The following is a 19221-nucleotide window of genomic DNA, read 5'->3' on the forward strand; positions in this document are numbered from 1 at the left end:
CAGAGTTCCCCCCCAATCACGGTAGAACAGATTAGGCTTGTTGGAAGAATTCCCCGTTCAAGTGGTCGTTCAGCTCTTTACGGACCTGAGCGCGTACGTTCCGCACGTCGTCTTTCCAGCGATCCAGCTTCTCCAGAGCTTCTGACTCCCAAGGGAGGCGCTGCTCAGGCTGCTTTGCCAATATGTCCCGCTCAAGCTCACGGGGGACGGGGGGCTGCAGCAGTCTTTGGTACCGTGTGCGGATTCTCCTTATTATGTGCAGGAGCTTTATGAGGTCGCCTTTGGAGAGTTGTTTGGGCTTCTTGCGGGGAGGATGTTTGGGGATGAGGTGGAGAGTCTCAAGAGCGGTTCCCTCTTTGAGCGCCTTGTTAATGAGTTGCTTTAAGAAACGATAGTTGTTCTTGAAGTCACCGGGAGGTTCGGGAGCACCAGCGGCCGGATCCGAAAAAGAAAACAACATAACCATACCTCCTACTGGAAGGTCAAACATGAGAGGGGTCCGACAAGCCCGGCTCTCAGAAAACAATGGGCAGATAACACGTCCCCGGAGGCTAGTCAAGAAATAGTTGATACTTTTTGTATATGATGTTGATGAAAAAGGATAAAAAGTGTGATGGTTCATGCCAACGCCTGACTGGGCCTGCAAATGCCTCTTCCCGGATGGGGAGGCACTAAAAACGATATGACTGACGAAACCGTGTACCCCTTTACTTGTCAAATTTTTTGTTGGTAAGCTTACTGTTTAAGGCCGAAAGGCCGGCACCGCTAAGACTTGGACCAAAGAACAGGAATAGAATTTGGCTGCAAAAGAAATAGTGATCAGGGGGGCGCGCGAACATAACCTAAAGGACATAGCGCTTAGCATTCCACGGGATAAACTGGTTGTAATAACAGGCCTTTCCGGATCGGGAAAATCAACGCTGGCTTTTGACACTATCTACGCGGAAGGGCAGAGGCGCTATGTGGAGTCTCTCTCCGCGTACGCGCGCCAGTTTCTCGAAATGATGGACAAGCCCGACGTGGACTCCATCGAAGGCCTGTCTCCAGCCATAAGCATAGAACAGAAGACCACGTCCAAGAACCCTCGCTCCACCGTCGGCACGGTTACGGAGATTTACGACTATCTTCGCCTGCTGTACGCGCGTATCGGTATTCCCCATTGTTGGGAATGCGGCCGCCCCATCAGCTCCATGACGATTCAGCAAATGGTTGACCGCGTTATGGAACTACCCGCGGGTACGCGCTTCCATATCTTGGCTCCAATAGTGATGGGCAGAAAGGGAGAATATCAGAAGGAATTGCAGCATCTGGTCAGAGAAGGCTTTGTCCGAGCCAAGATTGATGGCGAGTTGCGTGACTTGTCGGAAGACATTCGGCTGGACAAGAATAAGAAACACAACATTCAGGTGGTTGTGGACCGACTGGTTGTGAAAGAAGGCATTGAAAAGCGCCTCGCGGATTCCATGGAAACTGCGGTCCGAATGGGGCAGGGCACGGCCACCGTGGAGGACCTTGCCGGCGAAGAGCACATATTCAGCGAGAAGTTCGCATGTCCCGAGCACGGAGTTTCCCTGGGCGAAATATCCCCCCGGCTGTTTTCCTTCAATAATCCTTTTGGGGCCTGCGAGACCTGTACCGGCCTCGGGGTGCAGATTCGATTTGACCCGGACCTCGTGGTGCCCAACCCCGCGCTTTCCATAAGGGAAGGGGCTATCGCACCATGGCAGCGCCGCGACTCGATATTCTACTACCAGATGATCGACGCGCTCGCGGAGCATTATCACTTCGATATTTTCAAGCCGTTCGGTGAATTGCCGGAAAGAGTTCAAAAGGTCGTTCTACATGGTTCCGGTAGCGAGGAAATTGATTTCTACTACGAGAGAGACGGCAGAAAGCACTTTTTCCGGAAGCCGTTCGAGGGCGTGATACCAAATCTGGAGCGCAGATACCGCGAGTCCGACCGCGACGATTTTGACGAAGAGGTCGGCCGTTACATGAGCGCGGTTCCCTGCCCCTCCTGCGGAGGCGCGCGCCTGAAAAAGGAGGCGCGGCACGTGCTTGTCGGAGGAATGCCTGTCCACAAGCTGACAGCCCTGTCTGTTCGCGATGCGGCTGAGTTCATGATGACCCTGAAACTGGACGAACGTCGCATGGAGATCGGGCGTCGAGTAATCAAGGAGATCCGGGACCGGCTGGGCTTCCTGGAGAGGGTAGGGCTAAATTACCTAACATTGGACCGGTCTGCGGCCACGCTCTCGGGAGGCGAATCACAGCGGATCAGGCTGGCCACGCAGGTGGGGTCTTCTCTGGTGGGAGTGCTGTACATCCTTGACGAGCCCAGCATCGGCCTTCATCAGAGAGACAACCAGCGCTTGCTTGCCACTCTCATGGACCTCAGAGACCAGGGCAATTCAGTGCTCGTGGTTGAGCACGACCCTGAGACCATTCTCAGCTCGGATCACGTCATCGACATGGGTCCGGGCGCGGGTAGGATGGGCGGGGAAATTGTCTTTGAAGGCAAGCCCGAGGACATTCTGAAGTCCGAGAAATCTCTGACGGGGAAGTATCTTTCCGGCAGAGAATACATACCTATCCCTCTCAGGCGACGGCGACCGGGCAAGAAGAAACTGGTGCTCAAAGGAGCGCGGGCCAACAATCTCAAGAGCATCGAAGTGGCCTTTCCTCTAGGTTTGTTCATCTGTGTAACCGGCGTATCCGGGTCGGGCAAGAGCACCCTGGTGATAGACATCCTGCATCGGGCGCTCGCTCAGAGGCTTTATAGGAGTCGCGAAAAAGCGGGCGAGGTTGACGCTGTCGAAGGGATTTCTTTCATCGACAAGGTCATAGACATAGATCAGAGTCCCATAGGAAGGACGCCGAGGTCCAACCCGGCCACGTACACAGGTGTGTTTACTTTTGTTCGGGAACTGTTCGCGAACCTGCCGGAATCGCGAGTAAGAGGATACAAACCGGGCCGGTACAGCTTCAATGTTAAGGGCGGCCGTTGTGAAGCCTGCCGCGGGGACGGCATCATAAAGATTGAAATGCACTTTTTGCCCGATGTTTACGTCAAATGCGATGTGTGTCACGGAAAACGCTACAACCGTGAGACCCTGGATATTAAGTTCAAGGGCAAGAACATATCTGAAGTGCTGGACATGACGGTCAACCAGGCTGCGGAGTTCATGGGAAATATTCCGTCCATTTACAACAAGCTGCAAACAATACAGGCAGTCGGTCTGGATTACATCAAGCTGGGGCAACCGGCCACGACACTGTCCGGAGGCGAAGCGCAGCGCATAAAGCTTTCCAAAGAGCTTTCAAAGAGGAGCACGGGCCGGACTCTCTACATACTCGATGAACCCACCACCGGCCTGCACTTCGCGGATGTGAAGAAGCTTCTGGATGTGCTCATTAACCTTGTGGAAGCCGGCAATACCGTAATAGTAATCGAACACAATATGGACGTGATAAAGGTCGCGGACTACATCGTAGACCTCGGTCCGGAGGGCGGCGACGAAGGCGGACGAGTCATCGCGACCGGGACGCCCGAAGAAGTCGCTGCTGTTCCGGAGTCTTACACAGGTATGTATTTGAAAGAAGTATTGGCTAATGAGGGTGGGTATCGCCCCTTTGAAGTCCCCGTGAGCGACACGGGCGCAGCCTGGCAATCCCAATCGGAGAGCCCACCGAAGAAGACGCGGAAGGTCGCAAAGATCAATCCGAAGCGCAGCAACAACAAGAAGAGCGATAAGCGAAAACAAGCGGCCAACTGACAGGGAGCTTGGAAGAAAGCCTTTCATTGGAAAAGAATGCCATAGATTATTCGGGGGATAAGGCTCCTCGCCTAGTTGGAGTTTCGGGAGGGAAGCAAGATGGAAATGCCGGACAATCTTGAAAAGATCGCGTTGAACAACGAGAACCAAGAAATAGAAGAATCTAAAACCTCTTCTGTTGTCTCCGGAGTCGTTGAACCGGTTGTTGGCGCGGTTGTTGACCCCGTTGCTGAAGGCATTCTTGAAACAGGAGTTGAGGCGGCCAGCGCAGTGGTGGAAGGAGCCGCAGAAGTAGTCGGTTCGATAATAGGCTCTATCTTTGATTCATAGCATTCTGTTTCACGTAGACGCGACTTTGTCAAAGGCCTCCTTTAGCTTCGTAGGATGTGGTGAGCGAAGCGAACCGCATCTGTCGAGAACAGAGGGCTGCTGCGATGTTGTGTGAACTCGACCGATGCGGTTCGCCCGCATTGAGCGGGCTCACCACATCCTACCGGGCTTGACACGCCCTAGTCGTTCACGGAAGTCTCCATTCCCAACCCAAACATTCACCAACTGAAAGGATTACATCTCGTTTGCCCGTGAAAGCCAAAACGCCCCAAGATACCGATTCCCAGTATCAAGAAATCATTCAACGACTGAAAGCCCTTGCCAACCCGGATGCAGTTAAAGGAATGGCGAGGTTCGGGATCAATCCCGCGGCCGCTTGCGGTGTCTGGATCCCCGAACTGCGGAAAATAGCCGCAACCGCCAAGAAAAGCCATTCGCTGGCTGAAAGGCTCTGGTCATCTGGGATTCACGAGGCCAGGATACTTGCGTCCATGGTCGACGATCCCAAGAAAGTCACCACTGATCAGATGGATCAATGGGCCGGGGAGTTCAATTCCTGGGATGTGTGCGACCAGTGCTGCAACAATCTGTTTCGCAAAGTCGAGCACGCTCATGACAAAGCACACGAGTGGAGCGCAAGACCGGAAGAATTTGTCAAACGGGCCGGGTTTGTTCTTATGGCTTGCCTGGCGGTCCATGACAAGCAGGCGAGCGATGAGGCATTCCTTGAATTCCTGGCTGTTATAAAAAGAGAATCCACGGATTCAAGGAATTTTGTGAAGAAGGCGGTCAACTGGGCACTAAGGCAAATTGGGAAGCGCAACAAACATTTGAATCAAGCAGCCCTGGCCACGGCCCGAGAAATAAATGAATTGGACGCAAAAGCAGCGAAATGGATCGCGTCCGATGCGATTAGGGAACTGGCTGGTAACGCTGTTCAAAAGAGACTGGCGTGAACTCCATCTGATTTTCCACAGCTCAATAGAGCAGAAATAACGGGTCGGCACGCCATAGGCGTTAAAATAACGGGCCTGTCCGGATTTGTGAGCCCCAGAGGGGCTCAATGATAGTAGCCCGGCAATTCATTGCCGGGTAAACGATGAGCAACAATTCAGTTCTGCCTTCCCGGGGGCCGCCCGGAGGATTGATCCTCCGGACGGCCCCCGGGAAGGCAGAACCTTTCTTGGCCTCTCATTCCCGGCGATAAATCGCCGGGCTACTATCGGGACGTCCCTCCGGGACAACAGCTTATTTTAACGCCTATGGGGTCGTACCCCCTGGTGTCGCATCACGCGGACACCATTCGCAGGGATAAGGAATGCCCGAAGGTGCAAAGGAACTCCCTCATCCGCAAAAGACCGCTCCAGTCCTAATTTCATAAAAATTTCCTGATATTGCAATTTTTCGAGATAGACATTTGATCTGTTTGCGGGTTAGAATCGTACACTACGAAAAAAGTTGGAGATAAGAGCGAGGCTCGCGTCGCATTGCTCAACCCGCGGCGGAGGCGCTCCGAAGGTCGCCGCGGCCGGTGAGTGTCCGGGTACCGGCTCTGATATAGTTTTTCTTTTCGGCTGCAAGTCTTTTTTGTTCAGGGGGATAGGGAAAATGAAGAAGGTTCTTGTCTTTGCTGTGGTCTTCAGCCTTTGTTGCGCTTCTATGGCCTGTGCAGAGGGTCTTGGGGGCCTTTCCATGCCGAGCCTGGGGTCTTTGACGGAAAACGTGAAGTTCAACCCTTACGCTCAGGTGGGATTCATGCGCATGGGGTCCAACATGAACCTTCCGGTCGGTACCGCGGAAACTGTTGCAGGGACCCTTCAGATAGATAACATTGACATCGCGATGGCAGACGCGAATTTCTGGACAGGCACCGTGGGATTCACCGCCAAGTCAGGGGAACTTCTCAGCTTGTTCGCATCAGCAGGCGGAATTCTCCCCCGTCAATTCGTCGTTTCGGGAGAGATTCCGGTCAGTCTCGGCGGCGTCGGCACTTCGGCCAACATTGATTTCACGGGGTCTAAAGCGCAAAGCTGGTATGTCCAATCCGGAGTCGGATTGGGACCTGTCCTTCTGGGCGTGTATTGGGGGGATTTCAAGCTCATTGTGGAAGACCCCAGACGAGGCTCGCAGCCCATCGCGAACCAGAGTTTAAGGGGGGACATTACCACCACGACTATTGCCCCATACTTCGGGATCGCGTTTCCCGCATCTTGCGCCCTTTTCTCGGTAATCTACAGCCCCTGGGCATGGTCGGACACTACTTTGGTGCTTCGAACCTCACAGGCAGACCTGGCCCAGTTGGCGTATAAATGGAACCGGCCTGGAGATTTCGTTTCCGCCACTTTTCAATATAACCCGACCCCGATCGGCTCCATCAATTTTGGTCTATGGGCCAATTATACGTGGATGAGAGTGGTCGGAGACGCTGACCTCGAATTCCAGAACGCGACGACCGGTGTAACAAGACAGAGAACGGTTACGGCAACCGTGACCCAGTATGTTACTCAGGGGGGGATTACGCTCGGCCTAAATTTTTGACTTCCAAGGCAGTGATTACAAAGGACGCGGCAGTAAAGAATTAGAACAGCGGCAATAAGACGAACTGATTGTACGTGTAATTGCCACGGCTATTTTGCGTAATAATTTCGCTAAGATCCATTTTCGCATTGTGACAGTGTGGGTGACGGCTTTGTTAAGCTACCCAAAGGGCTTGCAGAATTTGTATGTGCATCGGGGGTCTCAACCTCGACGACGACAGTAGCTTGACATTTTAGATCCAAAACCAGCTTTTACGTAACGGCTAAAGAATTGAAAACAGCCAATTGCAGGATACTCAGCGGCTAATTGAGAAAAAGGGGGAGAAGAATGAACAAGAAAGCAGCATTGTGGACGGCCTTGGCATCGGCTCTGATTGTTATGTCATTAGCTTTACCCGTCATGGGCCAGCAGATCACGGGCGTTCCGGGGTCACCGGAAGCCGCCACAACGATTGATGGAAGGTACCTCCCCAACCCGCCGCCCAAGTTTGGTGGTGAAATCGACGTCAACGCGGCCCAGTCAAAACCGTACTGGCCGCCGCGCGTCGTGCCGCCCAAAGGCGCGCCGAATATCCTATTGATCATGACCGACGATGTGGGGTTCTCTGCGCCGAGCACCTTCGGAGGGGTAATCCCAACACCGGCGCTGGATCGGATCGCCACCAACGGTCTGCGCTACACAGCGTTTCACACCACGGCGCTCTGCTCGCCGACGCGGGCCGCGCTCCTCACTGGCCGCAACCACCACTCGGTAGCAACCGGCGTCGTCGTCGACCAGGCGACTGGCTACCCCGGCTACAACAGCGTCATCCCACGCGACGCGATCGCCATCGGGGAGATCCTCCGGCAGAACGGCTACGACACGTCGTGGTACGGCAAGGATCACAACGTGCCGCAGTGGGTGGCGAGCCAGGCCGGGCCCTTTACCGACTGGCCGACCGGGCCGATCAAGGGCTTCGACTACTACTTCGGGTTCATCGGCGATGACACGAGCCAGTGGCAGCCGAATAACCTGTTCCGCAACACCACACCTATCGAACCTTATCTGGGCAAGCCCGGCTGGAACCTGATCACCGCCATGGCCGATGAGGCGATCGCGCGTATCAAGATGCTGAACGAGGTCCAGCCCGACCGGCCCTTCATGATCTACTACGCGCCCGGCGGCACGCACGCGCCGCACCACCCGACGAAGGAATGGGTGGACAAGATCAGCAAGATGAAGCTCTTCGACGAGGGCTGGAACAAGCTGCGTGAGGGGATCTTCGCCAATCAGAAGAAGCTGGGGGTCATCCCGCAGGACGCCAAGCTCACGGCCTGGCCGAAAGACCTGCCGCAGTGGGACACGCTCTCGCCCGAGGCGAAGAAGCTCTACATCCGCCAGGCCGAAGTCTATGCCGCGTACCTGGCCTATACCGACCACGAGATAGGCCGGGTGATCCAGGCGATCGAAGATATGGGCAAGCTCGACAACACGCTCGTCATCTATATCAGCGGCGACAACGGCTCGAGCCCCGAGGGTACGCCCCATGGCCTGTACAGCGAGTTTGCTATTTTGAATGGCGTCCACCCGACGGTCGCCGATAACATGAAGTTCTACGATGGCTGGGGCACGGACCAGACCTACCCCCACTATGCGGTGGGATGGGCCTGGGCCTGGGACACGCCCTATCAGTGGACCAAGGAGGTGGCCTCCCACTTCGGCGGCACCCGCAACGGCATGGCCATATCCTGGCCCGCGAGGATCAAGGACGAAGCCGGCATCCGCCACCAGTTCCACCACGTGATCGACGTCGTGCCGACGATCCTGGAAGCGGCCGGCCTGCCCGAGCCCGTGATGGTCAACGGTGTCGCGCAGAAGCCGATCGAAGGCGTGAGCATGGCCTACACTTGGGACAAAGCCAATGCGAACGCGCCGGGCCGGCGGAGGACCCAGTATTTCGAGATGTTCGGCTCGCGCGCGATTTATCACGACGGCTGGATCGCCTCGGCGCCTCCCATCGTCGCGCCTTGGGCCCTCTCGCTGAAGCCGCCGCCCCCGGACGTGATGAACAGCTTCAAGTGGGAGCTGTACGACCTCGGCAAGGACTGGACGCAGTCGGACGACCTAGCGGCCAAGATGCCGGACAAGCTGCGCGACATGCAGCAGTTGTTCACCTTCGAGGCGTCGAAGTACAACGTGTTCCCGCTCGATGACCGTCTTCTTCCCCGGTTCATGGGAACGAAGCCGAGCTACACCTCCGGCCGGACCCTGTTCACCTATACGGGCGAGCTGAGCGACGTGCCGTTTCCCGGTGTCGCCGGTGCGCCGAACATGCTGAACAGGTCTTACACGATCACGGCCGAAGTCGAGATTCCCCAAGGCGGCGCCGAGGGCATGCTGGTCACCGACGGCGGCCGGTTCGGCGGCTACGGCTTCTACCTGCTGAAAGGCGTACCGGTCTTCACTTGGAACCTCATACAACTGGAGCGGGTGAAGTGGCGGGGTAAGGAAGCACTCAATCCGGGGAAGCACACGCTGGAGTTCGACTGGAAGTACGACGGGCCGGGCCTGGGCAAGGGAGGCACAGGCACTTTGAAGGTGGACGGCAAAGTGGCGGCCAGCCATCCCATGCCGAAGAGTCTGCCTGTCGGTATCGGGTGGGTCGAGACCTTCAACGTCGGCGTCGACACGGGCACGCCGGTGGACGACCAGGATTACCAGGTGCCATTCAAGTTCACCGGCAAGATCAAAAAGCTGACGATAAAACTGGGGCCGGAAGACCTGACACCCGCGGAAAGGGAAATGATCTTCGGGACGTACCGCGACAAGCAATAGGCGCAGTCGGCGCTACCGTGGACCACGGGCCGCCCGGGATAGGCGGCCTGTCCAGCGAAGTGCGAGTATGAGAGGCGGAACGTATGACGATGATCCTCGGGGTGACCCCCTTCCTCGTCTCGGTTATGGCCGCGCTTCGTGATTCAGATGTCATTCGAAAGGAGATCGCCTTATGAGCACTGTGGTAAGAGGTCATTTCAATCTTGCCTTTCCCTTGCAGCCGTCGACGAGGAGAGCACGACCGTGCCGCCTCTATCGGAGCGCGCTTATCGCGTTGACGATATTTGTCGCTTCCTTGGTATGTCTGTCTGGCCCGGCGCTCGCCCAGCAGAAGAAGCCGAACATCCTAGTCCTCTGGGGCGATGACATCGGCTGGTACAACGTCAGCGCCTACAACATGGGCGTGATGGGATACAGGACTCCGAATATCGACCGTATCGCTAGGGAAGGTGCCCTGTTCACCGACTGGTACGGCCAACAAAGCTGCACGGCCGGCCGCGCGGCTTTTATCACCGGCCAGTCGCCCATCCGCACCGGCCTAACCAAGGTGGGACTGCCCGGCGCTGAACTCGGGCTAAAAAAGGAAGACCCGACCATCGCGGAGCTGCTTAAAGCGCAGGGCTACGCGACCGGCCAGTTCGGCAAGAATCACCTCGGAGACCGCGATGAGCACTTGCCGACCGCCCACGGCTTCTACGAGTTCTTCGGCAACCTCTATCACTTGAACGCGGAAGAAGAGCCGGAGAGCGTCGATTATCCGAAAGACCCTGCGTTCAAGAAGCGCTTCGGCCCGCGCGGCGTGATCCACTCGTGGGCTAACCCGGACGGGACCCAGAAGATCGAGGATACCGGCCCGCTCACGAAGAAGCGCATGGAAACAGTGGATGACGAGATTACCGCGGCCGCGCTCCGGTTCATGGAGCAGCAGCACAAGGAAGGCAAGCCGTTTTTTGTCTGGTGGAACGCGACACGCATGCACATCTGGACGCACCTCAAGAACGAGTCCAAGGACAAGACCGGCCTGGGCATCTATCCTGACGGCATGGTCGAGCACGATGCGCACGTGGGCCAGCTCCTGAAAAAGCTGGACGAACTTGGCATCGCCGACAACACCATCGTGATGTACTCGACCGATAACGGGGCCGAGACGTTTTCCTGGCCGGACGGCGGAACCACGGCCTTCCGCGGCGAGAAAGGTACCAATTGGGAAGGCGGTTACCGCGTCCCGACCCTGATCCGCTGGCCCGGCACAATCAAGGCGGGGACCGTGTACAACGACGTCTTCGCGCATGAAGACATGCTGCCGACACTCCTCACTGCAGCCGGTGTGCCCGATGTCAAAGAGAAGCTGCTCAAAGGGTATGCGGTGGGGCGCAGGACCTTCAAGGCGCACCTCGACGGCTACGACCTTGCCCCGTACTTTAAGGGCGAGACGAAAGACCCTCCACGTCGGGAATTCCTGTACTGGAACGACGACGGCAAGCTAGTGGCGCTACGGTACAACCGGTGGAAGCTCGTATTCTCGGAGCAGCGCAGCCACGGACTTGGAGTCTGGGAGCAGCCGTTCGTGGACCTGCGCCTGCCGGCGATCTATGACCTGCGTGCGGATCCATTCGAGCGCGCAAACCAGGAATCGATTGGATACGCGGCGTGGAGGGTCGAGCGCTTGTATCTCTTGGTGCCGGCGCAGGCTTATATCGCCAACTGGCTCGCCAGCTTCAAGGAGTTCCCGCCGCGACAGAAGCCGGCGAGCTTCAACCTCGACCAGGTGATGCAGCAAATCCAGGAAGGCGCCACTGGCTTCAAGTGAGGCAGTGCGACAGAACATGTTGATCCATGGGGGTTTTATGAAGACAAGATCACTCGTATCAATGATTCTGGTGTTGGTCCTTGCTGCCCTGTTGGCCGTCGGACCGGCCGTGGCACAGCAGATCACCGGGACGCCGGGCTCGCCAGGCGCGACCACTACGATCAGCGGCAAGCAGCTCCCATCGCCGGATCCGCCGTTTGGCGGCGTAATCAAGGACGATGCCTTGCAGTCGAAATACTGGTGGGCGCCGCGCATCGTGCCTCCCAAAGGCGCGCCCAACATCCTGCTGATTATAACGGATGACGCGGGGTTCGGCGTCCCGAGCACCTTTGGCGGCGTCATTCCGACGCCCGCTATGGATCGCATCGCGAACAACGGCCTGCGCTACAATAACATCCACTCCACCGCGCTCTGCTCGCCGACACGCGCCGCGTTGATTACCGGGCGCAACCATCACTCGGCCGGCTTCGGCGTGATCTCGGAGCAGTCCACCGGCTTCCCGGGCTACAACAGCATCATCGCCAAGGACAAGGCCACCATCGGCCGCATCCTGCTGGACAACGGCTACGCCACCTCGTGGTTCGGCAAGGACCACAACACGCCGGCTTTTGCGGCCAGTCAGGTCGGGCCGTTCGATCAATGGCCGACGGGCATGGGCTTCGAGTATTTCTACGGCTTCGTTGGGGGTGACTCGAACCAGTGGCAACCCAACCTGTTCCGCAACACGACGCAGATCTATCCCTTCGACGGCAAGCCGGACTGGAACCTGATAACCGGCATGGCTGACGACGCGATCGACTATATGTATCGAATCCACCAGACCGCGCCCGACAAGCCATTTTTCATAAAGTACGCTCCCGGTGCTACGCACGCGCCGCATCATCCGACCAAGGAGTGGGTCGAGAAGATTCGGGCCATGCACCTCTTCGACGACGGCTGGAACAAGCTGCGAGAGAGGATTTTTGAGAATCAGAAGCGCCTCGGCGTGATTCCGCCGGACACCAAGCTGGAGCCTTGGCCGACGAATATCATCAAGAATTGGGATGATTGTACGCCCGAGGAGAAAAAGCTCTACATACGACAGGTGGAAATCTTCGCCGCCTATGCGGCCTACAACGACCACGAAATCGGTCGAGTGATCCAAGCCATTGAGGACATTGGCAAGCTCGACAATACGCTCATCATCTACATCAACGGCGACAACGGCACCAGCGCCGAGGGCGGCCCGCTGGGCACGCCCAACGAAGTCGCGTTCTTCAACGGCGTCGCTGTGCCCGTCGAACTCCAGATGAAGTGGTACGACGTCTGGGGCACGGAGCAGACGTACAACCACATGTCCGCGGGCTGGTCCTGGGCATTTGATACGCCCTTCACCTGGTTCAAGCAAAACGCCTCGAAGCTCGGGGGCATCCGACAGAACATGGCGGTTTCCTGGCCGGCGCGCATCAAGGACAGGGGCGGCCTGCGCGAGCAGTTCTCCCACGTCATCGATATCGTGCCGACTATCCTGGATGTCAGCGGCATCCCCGCCCCCGAGTATGTGGACGGCATCAAGCAGGCGCCGATCGAGGGCACGAGCTTCGCCTACACCTTCGATTCCAAGAACGCCAAGGAACCGTCCCGGCACAAGACTCAGTATTTCGAGATGATGGGCCAGTGGGCCCTTTATCACGAGGGCTGGCTGTTGAGCACCAAAGTGAACCGCGCGCCGTGGGAGGCCTTCGGAGCAGCCAATCCCGATCCGCTCAACAATCAGGTTCTCGAACTTTACGACCTGAACAAGGACTTCAGTCAGTCTCAGAACCTCGCTGACAAGCATCCGGACAAAGTGAAAGAGATGAAGAAGATGTTCATCGAGGAAGCCAAGAAGTATCAGGTCTTCCCGCTGGACGCCTCGGTCGCGGGCCGTATCGTGGCCCCGCGGCCGAACATCACCGCGGGTCGCACCGAGTTTGTTTACACCAAACCTATGGTAGGCCTACCGCAGGGCGATTCGCCGTTCCTGCTCAACAGCTCGTACACGATCACGGCGGACATTGAAGTGACGACAGGCGGCGCAGAAGGCATGATCTTGACGTCGGGAGGGCGGTTTGCCGGTTACGGCTTCTACCTCCTCAAGAGCAAGCCGGTATTTCTCTGGAACCTCATAGACTTGAAGCGCATCAGGTGGGAAGGACCGGAACTCACTCCCGGCAAACACACGATTGAATTCGACTTCAAGTATGACGGCCTCGGCGTGGGCACGCTGGCCTTCAACAACCTAAGCGGCCTCGGCCGTTCCGGTACCGGCACGCTCAAGGTGGACGGCAAGGAAGTTCAGACCATTACCCTGCCGCGCACGTTGCCGATGATCCTGCAATGGGACGAGAGCTTCGACATCGGCTCCGACACGCTGACCGGTGTGAACGACGCGGACTACAAACCTCCGTTCCCGCTGACCGCCAAGCTCAACAAGCTGACGATCAAGGTGGACCGGCCGGAGTTGCCGCCCGAAGAGATCAAGAAGCTTGAGAATGCGCAAGCGGAAGCGCTCGACGGCAAGCCGCTGCATCGTGTACAGCCCGGACCTCATTAGTCTTGCAACACTGTCGGCCGGCCTCGACAGGGCCGGCCGATCAGGTTTACGGTAGTGGGTCAGTTGGAAATCTCGGATTCGATGGACACAGCCCCACCGTCATTCCGGCGATCCCCAAGTTTACCCCGGTGAAAACCGGGGCCGGAATCTAGGAAAAACACACTGGACCCCGTTTTTCAACGAGGTGACGAAATGAGTTGTTTTCGCTAGAGATGGAAAAATTCAAACTGACCCACTACCCAAATTGGAAGGGAACTCACCATATGAAGACGAAGATCAGTGTAATTACAGTGTTGGCCTTTATTCTAGTAACTCTGATGGCAGTCCACCCGGTCACCGCCCAGCAAGCCCCCAAGGTCAGCGAGGAAGAGGCGCACGCCATCGGCGTCCAGGCCTACGTCTATTTCTATTCGCTCATTACAATGGATGTGACTCGAAAACAGCTCACCAACGTCGAGCCGGGCAAGAGTCCCATCGGTGGCCCGATGAACCAGTTCAACAATGTGCCGGCATTTCCGACCGCTGACATGAAGGTAGTCGTCCGACCCAACTTCGACACTCTCTATTCGTCTGCGTGGCTCGATCTCACCAAGGAGCCGGTGATTGTGTCAGTCCCCGACACGGCCGGCCGCTACTATCTGATTCCGATGATGGACATGTGGACGGACGTGTTCGCGTCGCCGGGATGGCGCACAACCGGCACGAACGCGGGCAATTTTATCATCGTTCCTCCCGGCTGGCGGCCGGACTTGAAAGAACGGTTCATTGAAGAGTTCAGACTCCCGAAAGACACCCAGCGTATTGATGCTCCGACGCCCTATGTCTGGATCATAGGCCGCACCAAGACAGACGGCCCAAAAGACTACGACGCGGTTCACAAGGTCCAAGCCGGCTTCAAGGTCACTCCGCTTTCACAGTTCGGCAAAGCCGCTGAACCGGTTCAAGTCAAGATCGATCCCACGGTAGACATGAAGACGCCGCCGAAGATCCAGGTTGACACAATGCCTGCCGGCAAGTTCTTTGCGTACGCAGCCGAGCTGCTCAAACTGCACCCGCCGCACATCACCGATGAGCCGATCATCGCGCTGATGAAGCGGATCGGCATTGAACCTGGCAAGAGTTTCGACATAGAAAAGGTGGACTCCGCTGTCAAAAAGGGTCTCGAAAGTGTGCCGGAGCGGGCTCAGAAGCTGATGGAGTGGAAGGTCCTCACCCTCGCGAGGGTCGTGAACGGCTGGACCATGAATACTGACACGATGGGCGTGTACGGCAACTACTATCTAAAGCGCGCCATCGTCTCGCAACAAGGCCTCGGCGCTAACTTGCCCGAAGATGCGATTTATCCGTTGAACCTCGTGGACGAGACAGGCAAGCCGCTTGATGGCGCGAATAAGTACACCGTTCACTTCGACAAAAGCGCCATGCCGCCCGTGGGGGCCTTCTGGTCGATCACGCTATATGACTCGCAGGGTTTTCAGGTGGCGAACAGCCTCAATCGCTTCGCTGTCAGCAGTTGGATGCCGTTCAAGTACAACCCGGACGGTTCGCTCGACCTCTATTTCCAGACTGAGAGCCCTGGCAAGGACAAGGAGTGGAACTGGCTCCCCGCGCCGAAAGGGCCTTTCAACTTAACCATGCGCCTGTACGCGCCGAAGCCGGAAGTTCTGGTCGGCAAATGGAATCCGCCGCCGGTTGTGAAGGTGCAGGCGCTCCCGAGCGTAACGGGCGGCCAGTAGGGGATCAGGGAAGCCGTTGGTGTGCAGGTTCGCTCGCACGCAACGCAGCTAAATCCCGGATGATTCCATTAGCGGGCGCGGCAGGAGGTCGCCTGGCAGGCGTTGGAGCGCACGCTGCCCCCGGCAAGCAGGTGGACAACAAAGCCTGCCGGATGCAGTCCAGGTTCCCCGGCAAGCTAGCGAAACTGGCAATCAAGATCAAGCCGCGCAAGCTAACCGCCGAAGAGGTAAAGAACTCTTCGAGAAGGAGGCCAGGGCAACAGCAGCGGGAGCGAGTCGACCGAAATGCAAATCCGGGGGCAACTCGGCACGGGAGTGCCGGCGTACATCCCGAAGAATCGCAGGATCACACAAGGCATCGAAGGCGCTGCGCTTCGGTTGCTCGGGGGTTAAAGAAAGGAGCAAGCACAAGATGAAGGGAAAAGCGGCAATATGGGCGGTCTTGGTACTCGCCCTAGCAATCATGCCCGGGACTCTTCCTGTAATAGCCCAGCAGGTCACCGGGACGTTGGGTGCGCCCGATGCCACGACAACCATTGACGGAAAGCAGCTTCCGCCACCAGACCCGAAATTCGGCGGGGTGATCAAGGACAAGGCGTCGGAGTCGAAGGCCTGGTGGGCGCCGCGCATCGTGCCGCCGAAGGGCGCACCAAACGTGCTGCTCATCATGACGGACGATGTCGGCTTCGGAGCACCGGGCACGTTCGGCGGCGTCGTCCCGACTCCGGCCCTGGATCGCATAGCGAAGAACGGCCTGAGGTACACGAACTTCCACTCCACGTCACTGTGCTCACCGACGCGGGCGGCGATTATCACGGGACGCAACCATCACGTGGCCGGCTTCGGAGTCGTAGGCGAAGTTGCGACGGGGTTCCCGGGGTACGACTCGATCATCCGGAAGGACAACGGCACCATCGGCACCATCCTGAAGGAGAACGGGTACGCAACCTCGTGGTTCGGCAAGAACCACAACACACCGTTTTATCAGGCAACCCAGGCAGGGCCGTTCGATCAGTGGCCGAACGGCTTGGGCTTCGAGTATTTCTACGGCTTCGTCGGCGGCGACGCCAGCCAGTGGCAACCGAACCTGTTCCGAAACACGACGGCCATCTACCCCTTTCAGGGCAGCCCCCGTTGGAACCTGACCACGGCCATGGCCGACGAGGCGATTCAGTATATGAAGCAGTTGAAGGAGATCGCGCCGGACAAACCGTTCTTTGTCTACTATGTGCCGGGCGGAACGCACGCGCCGCATCATCCGACGCTGGAGTGGATCAAGAAGATCAGCGACTTGCACCTCTTCGATCAGGGTTGGAATAAGCTCCGCGAGACCATCTTCGCCAACCAGAAACGGCTGGGCATCATGCCCGAGAACGCGAAGCTGACGCCGTGGCCGAAGGAACTGCCGGAGTGGGATTCTCTCAGTTGGGAGGAGAAGAAGCTCTTCATCAAGCAGGCCGACGTGTACGGAGCGTACCTCGCGTACACCGACCACGAGATCGGCCGGGTCATCCAGGCTGTCGAAGACCTGGGCGAACTCAACAATACCCTGATCATCTACATCAGCGGTGACAACGGCGCGAGCCCTGAAGGCATGCTCAACGGCACGCCGAATGAGTTCACCACCTTCAATGGCGTTGCCGTGCCGGTCAAGGACCAGTTTCTCTGGTATGAGTTCTGGGGCTCGGAACGGACTTTTCCGCACTTTGCAGCAGGTTGGGCGTGGGCGATGAGCACGCCGTTCAAGTGGATGAAACAGGTGGCGTCGCACTACGGTGGGACCGCCCAGGGCATGGCCGTGTCCTGGCCCGGCCACATCAACGACGTGGGCGGCATTCGCCGCCAGTTCCACCACGTCATCGACATCGTGCCGACCATCCTCGAATCGACCGGCATCGCGGCCCCCGATACGATCAACGGCATCAAGCAGCGCCCCGTCGAAGGTGTGAGCATGGTCTACACCTGGGACAAGGCGAACACCGACGTACCGACTCGGCACACCACGCAATACTTCGAGATGCTCGGCAATCGAGCCATCTACCACGACGGCTGGGTGGCGTGCACGACACCGGCGAACCTTCCCTGGGAACTCAGCACCGGGACGCCGCCGGACGTGATAACCGGGTACAAGTGGGAACTCTACAACGTCCAGGAGGACCCCACCCAGTTCAACGACCTGGCCGCCAAGATGCCGGAGAAGCTCAAGCAGATGCAGGCCATCTTCCATCTGGAGGCCCAGAAGTACGACGTGCTCCCGCTCGATAACTCGTCGCTCGCTCGCTGGAATACGCCGCGGCCGAACCTCACGGCGGGAAGAACGGTCTTCACCTATTCGGGAGAACTGACCGGCGTCCCCAACAGTGGCGCACCGAACATCCTGAACAAGCCGTACACCATTACTGCCGAAGTCGAAATTCCTGAAGGTGGAGCGGAAGGCATGATCGTCACCGACGGCGGACGCTTCGGCGGTTACGGCCTGTTCCTGAGCAAGGGCGAGTTTGGAGTCGGCCGTGGCAAGGTCGTGTTCCTCTATAACCTGCTCGACCTTAAGCGCACGACATGGGAGGGGCCTGAGTTGAAGTCGGGCAAGCACACCATTGTCTTCGACTTCAAGTCCGCCGGCCCGGGTCTGGGCAAGGGGGGTACTGGCGTGCTGTACGTGGACGGTCAGGAAGTGGCCCGGAATTCCCTGGAACATACCACCCCGATCACGTTCCCGGAGGACGAAACCTTCGACATTGGTCAGGACACCCGTACCGGGGTCGCGATGCTGGAGTATCGCTACGATGTCCCATTCAAGTTTACGGGCAAGATCAACAAGCTGACCTTCAAACTCGAACCGGCGCAGCACGCCGAAACGGAACACAAACAGGCCACTGAGGCTGCCGCCCGGTAGCGAAACTGAACATGGTCCGACGAATAAACATGCTGCTGACTCTCGCTGCTGTGGTCGAAGCGACAACGGGTCTGGCGCTGCTGGTTGTGCCGGCGCTCGTCGGGCGGCTATTAGTCGGCGCCGAGTTCACCGGAGATTCGATTCCGGTAGCTCGTGTGGCCGGCATCGCCCTCATTGCGTTAGGTATCGCTTGCTTGCCTGGATTGGCATTGCTCGGCATGTTGACCTACAGCGCCCTGGCCACGGCCTATCTAGCTTACGTCGCCATCCGTGGCGAATGGGCCGGGCCGCTGTTGTGGCCGGCGGTCGTGGTGCACGCTGTCTTGACGCTCCTTCTCGCAAGGGCGTGGTTTAGGAGGCAGCGGATTGTGGGGCCGAGGCCATGAAAAAATCGAAGCAAAGCTCAATAAGATGGACGTTTGTCGCCTCGACCTGGAGTGGCTTCCACGGGAATGGGTCTCGTGTTCCACGGGGCCGTTCAAGCCCTGCAGCAATACGGAATATCACACACACCATGGAAGAAAACAGTGACTTACGGCCATGCGTACGAACTAACAAGTGGGCTCGGTTTACGAGGCATGAAATCGGTTGCGCTCCTCGTTCTTCGATGACAGTCCTGTGTATTCTGTTGCTGTGGATTTGCGGAAACACCGTCGCGGCAGCCCAGAACCTACATCCATTGGCGCCGCCGGACACATCAAGCCCGAGAGCAACGCTCAACACATTTTTGAATGAAATGAACCGGG

General features: G+C 57.6%; 11 protein-coding genes. 10 read left to right on the forward strand and 1 reads right to left on the reverse strand.

The annotated features are described in order from the left end of the window. Window positions 1–31: 31 nt before the first annotated feature. The gene (locus HY913_03910) at window positions 32–460 is read right to left on the reverse strand and encodes a hypothetical protein (protein ID MBI4962398.1); all 429 of its coding nucleotides are present in this window, start codon (window positions 458–460) and stop codon (window positions 32–34) included. Window positions 461–797: 337 nt separating this feature from the next. Here HY913_03910 and uvrA point away from each other — a divergent pair, with 337 nt between their 5' ends. The 10 genes from uvrA (at window position 798) to HY913_03960 (ending at window position 18861) form a co-directional block, all read left to right on the forward strand. Next, window positions 798–3776 carry an excinuclease ABC subunit UvrA gene (uvrA, locus tag HY913_03915; protein ID MBI4962399.1) on the forward strand — a complete coding sequence of 993 codons (2979 nt, stop codon included), beginning with the start codon at window positions 798–800 and terminating at the stop codon, window positions 3774–3776. 99 nt (window positions 3777–3875) lie between these two features. Beyond that, the gene (locus HY913_03920) at window positions 3876–4106 is read left to right on the forward strand and encodes a hypothetical protein (GenBank protein MBI4962400.1); all 231 of its coding nucleotides are present in this window, start codon (window positions 3876–3878) and stop codon (window positions 4104–4106) included. A gap of 251 nt (window positions 4107–4357) precedes the next feature. Beyond that, window positions 4358–5062, forward strand: coding sequence for a DNA alkylation repair protein (locus HY913_03925; protein ID MBI4962401.1), 705 nt, complete (start codon window positions 4358–4360; stop codon window positions 5060–5062). Between the two features lie 652 nt (window positions 5063–5714). Continuing rightward, complete coding sequence (locus HY913_03930; protein MBI4962402.1) at window positions 5715–6644, forward strand: hypothetical protein; 930 nt, start codon at window positions 5715–5717, stop codon at window positions 6642–6644. Window positions 6645–6971: 327 nt separating this feature from the next. Next, entirely contained in the window at window positions 6972–9458 is a 2487-nt protein-coding gene (locus tag HY913_03935; GenBank protein MBI4962403.1) for an arylsulfatase, read from the forward strand. Window positions 9459–9630: 172 nt separating this feature from the next. After that, a complete protein-coding gene (locus HY913_03940; GenBank protein ID MBI4962404.1) occupies window positions 9631–11268 on the forward strand; it encodes an arylsulfatase in 1638 nt (545 codons plus the stop codon). Window positions 11269–11305: 37 nt separating this feature from the next. Then, window positions 11306–13843 (forward strand): arylsulfatase, encoded by a 2538-nt coding sequence (locus tag HY913_03945; GenBank protein MBI4962405.1) that lies wholly within the window; start codon window positions 11306–11308, stop codon window positions 13841–13843. A gap of 263 nt (window positions 13844–14106) precedes the next feature. Next, window positions 14107–15579 carry a DUF1254 domain-containing protein gene (locus tag HY913_03950; GenBank protein ID MBI4962406.1) on the forward strand — a complete coding sequence of 491 codons (1473 nt, stop codon included), beginning with the start codon at window positions 14107–14109 and terminating at the stop codon, window positions 15577–15579. 463 nt (window positions 15580–16042) lie between these two features. Then, a complete protein-coding gene (locus tag HY913_03955) occupies window positions 16043–18475 on the forward strand; it encodes an arylsulfatase (GenBank protein ID MBI4962407.1) in 2433 nt (810 codons plus the stop codon). A gap of 23 nt (window positions 18476–18498) precedes the next feature. After that, the gene (locus HY913_03960) at window positions 18499–18861 is read left to right on the forward strand and encodes a hypothetical protein (protein ID MBI4962408.1); all 363 of its coding nucleotides are present in this window, start codon (window positions 18499–18501) and stop codon (window positions 18859–18861) included. The last annotated feature ends 360 nt before the right edge of the window (window positions 18862–19221 follow it).

It is taken from the genome of Desulfomonile tiedjei (genome assembly GCA_016212925.1).
Taxonomy (GTDB): Bacteria; Desulfobacterota; Desulfomonilia; order Desulfomonilales; family Desulfomonilaceae; genus JACRDF01.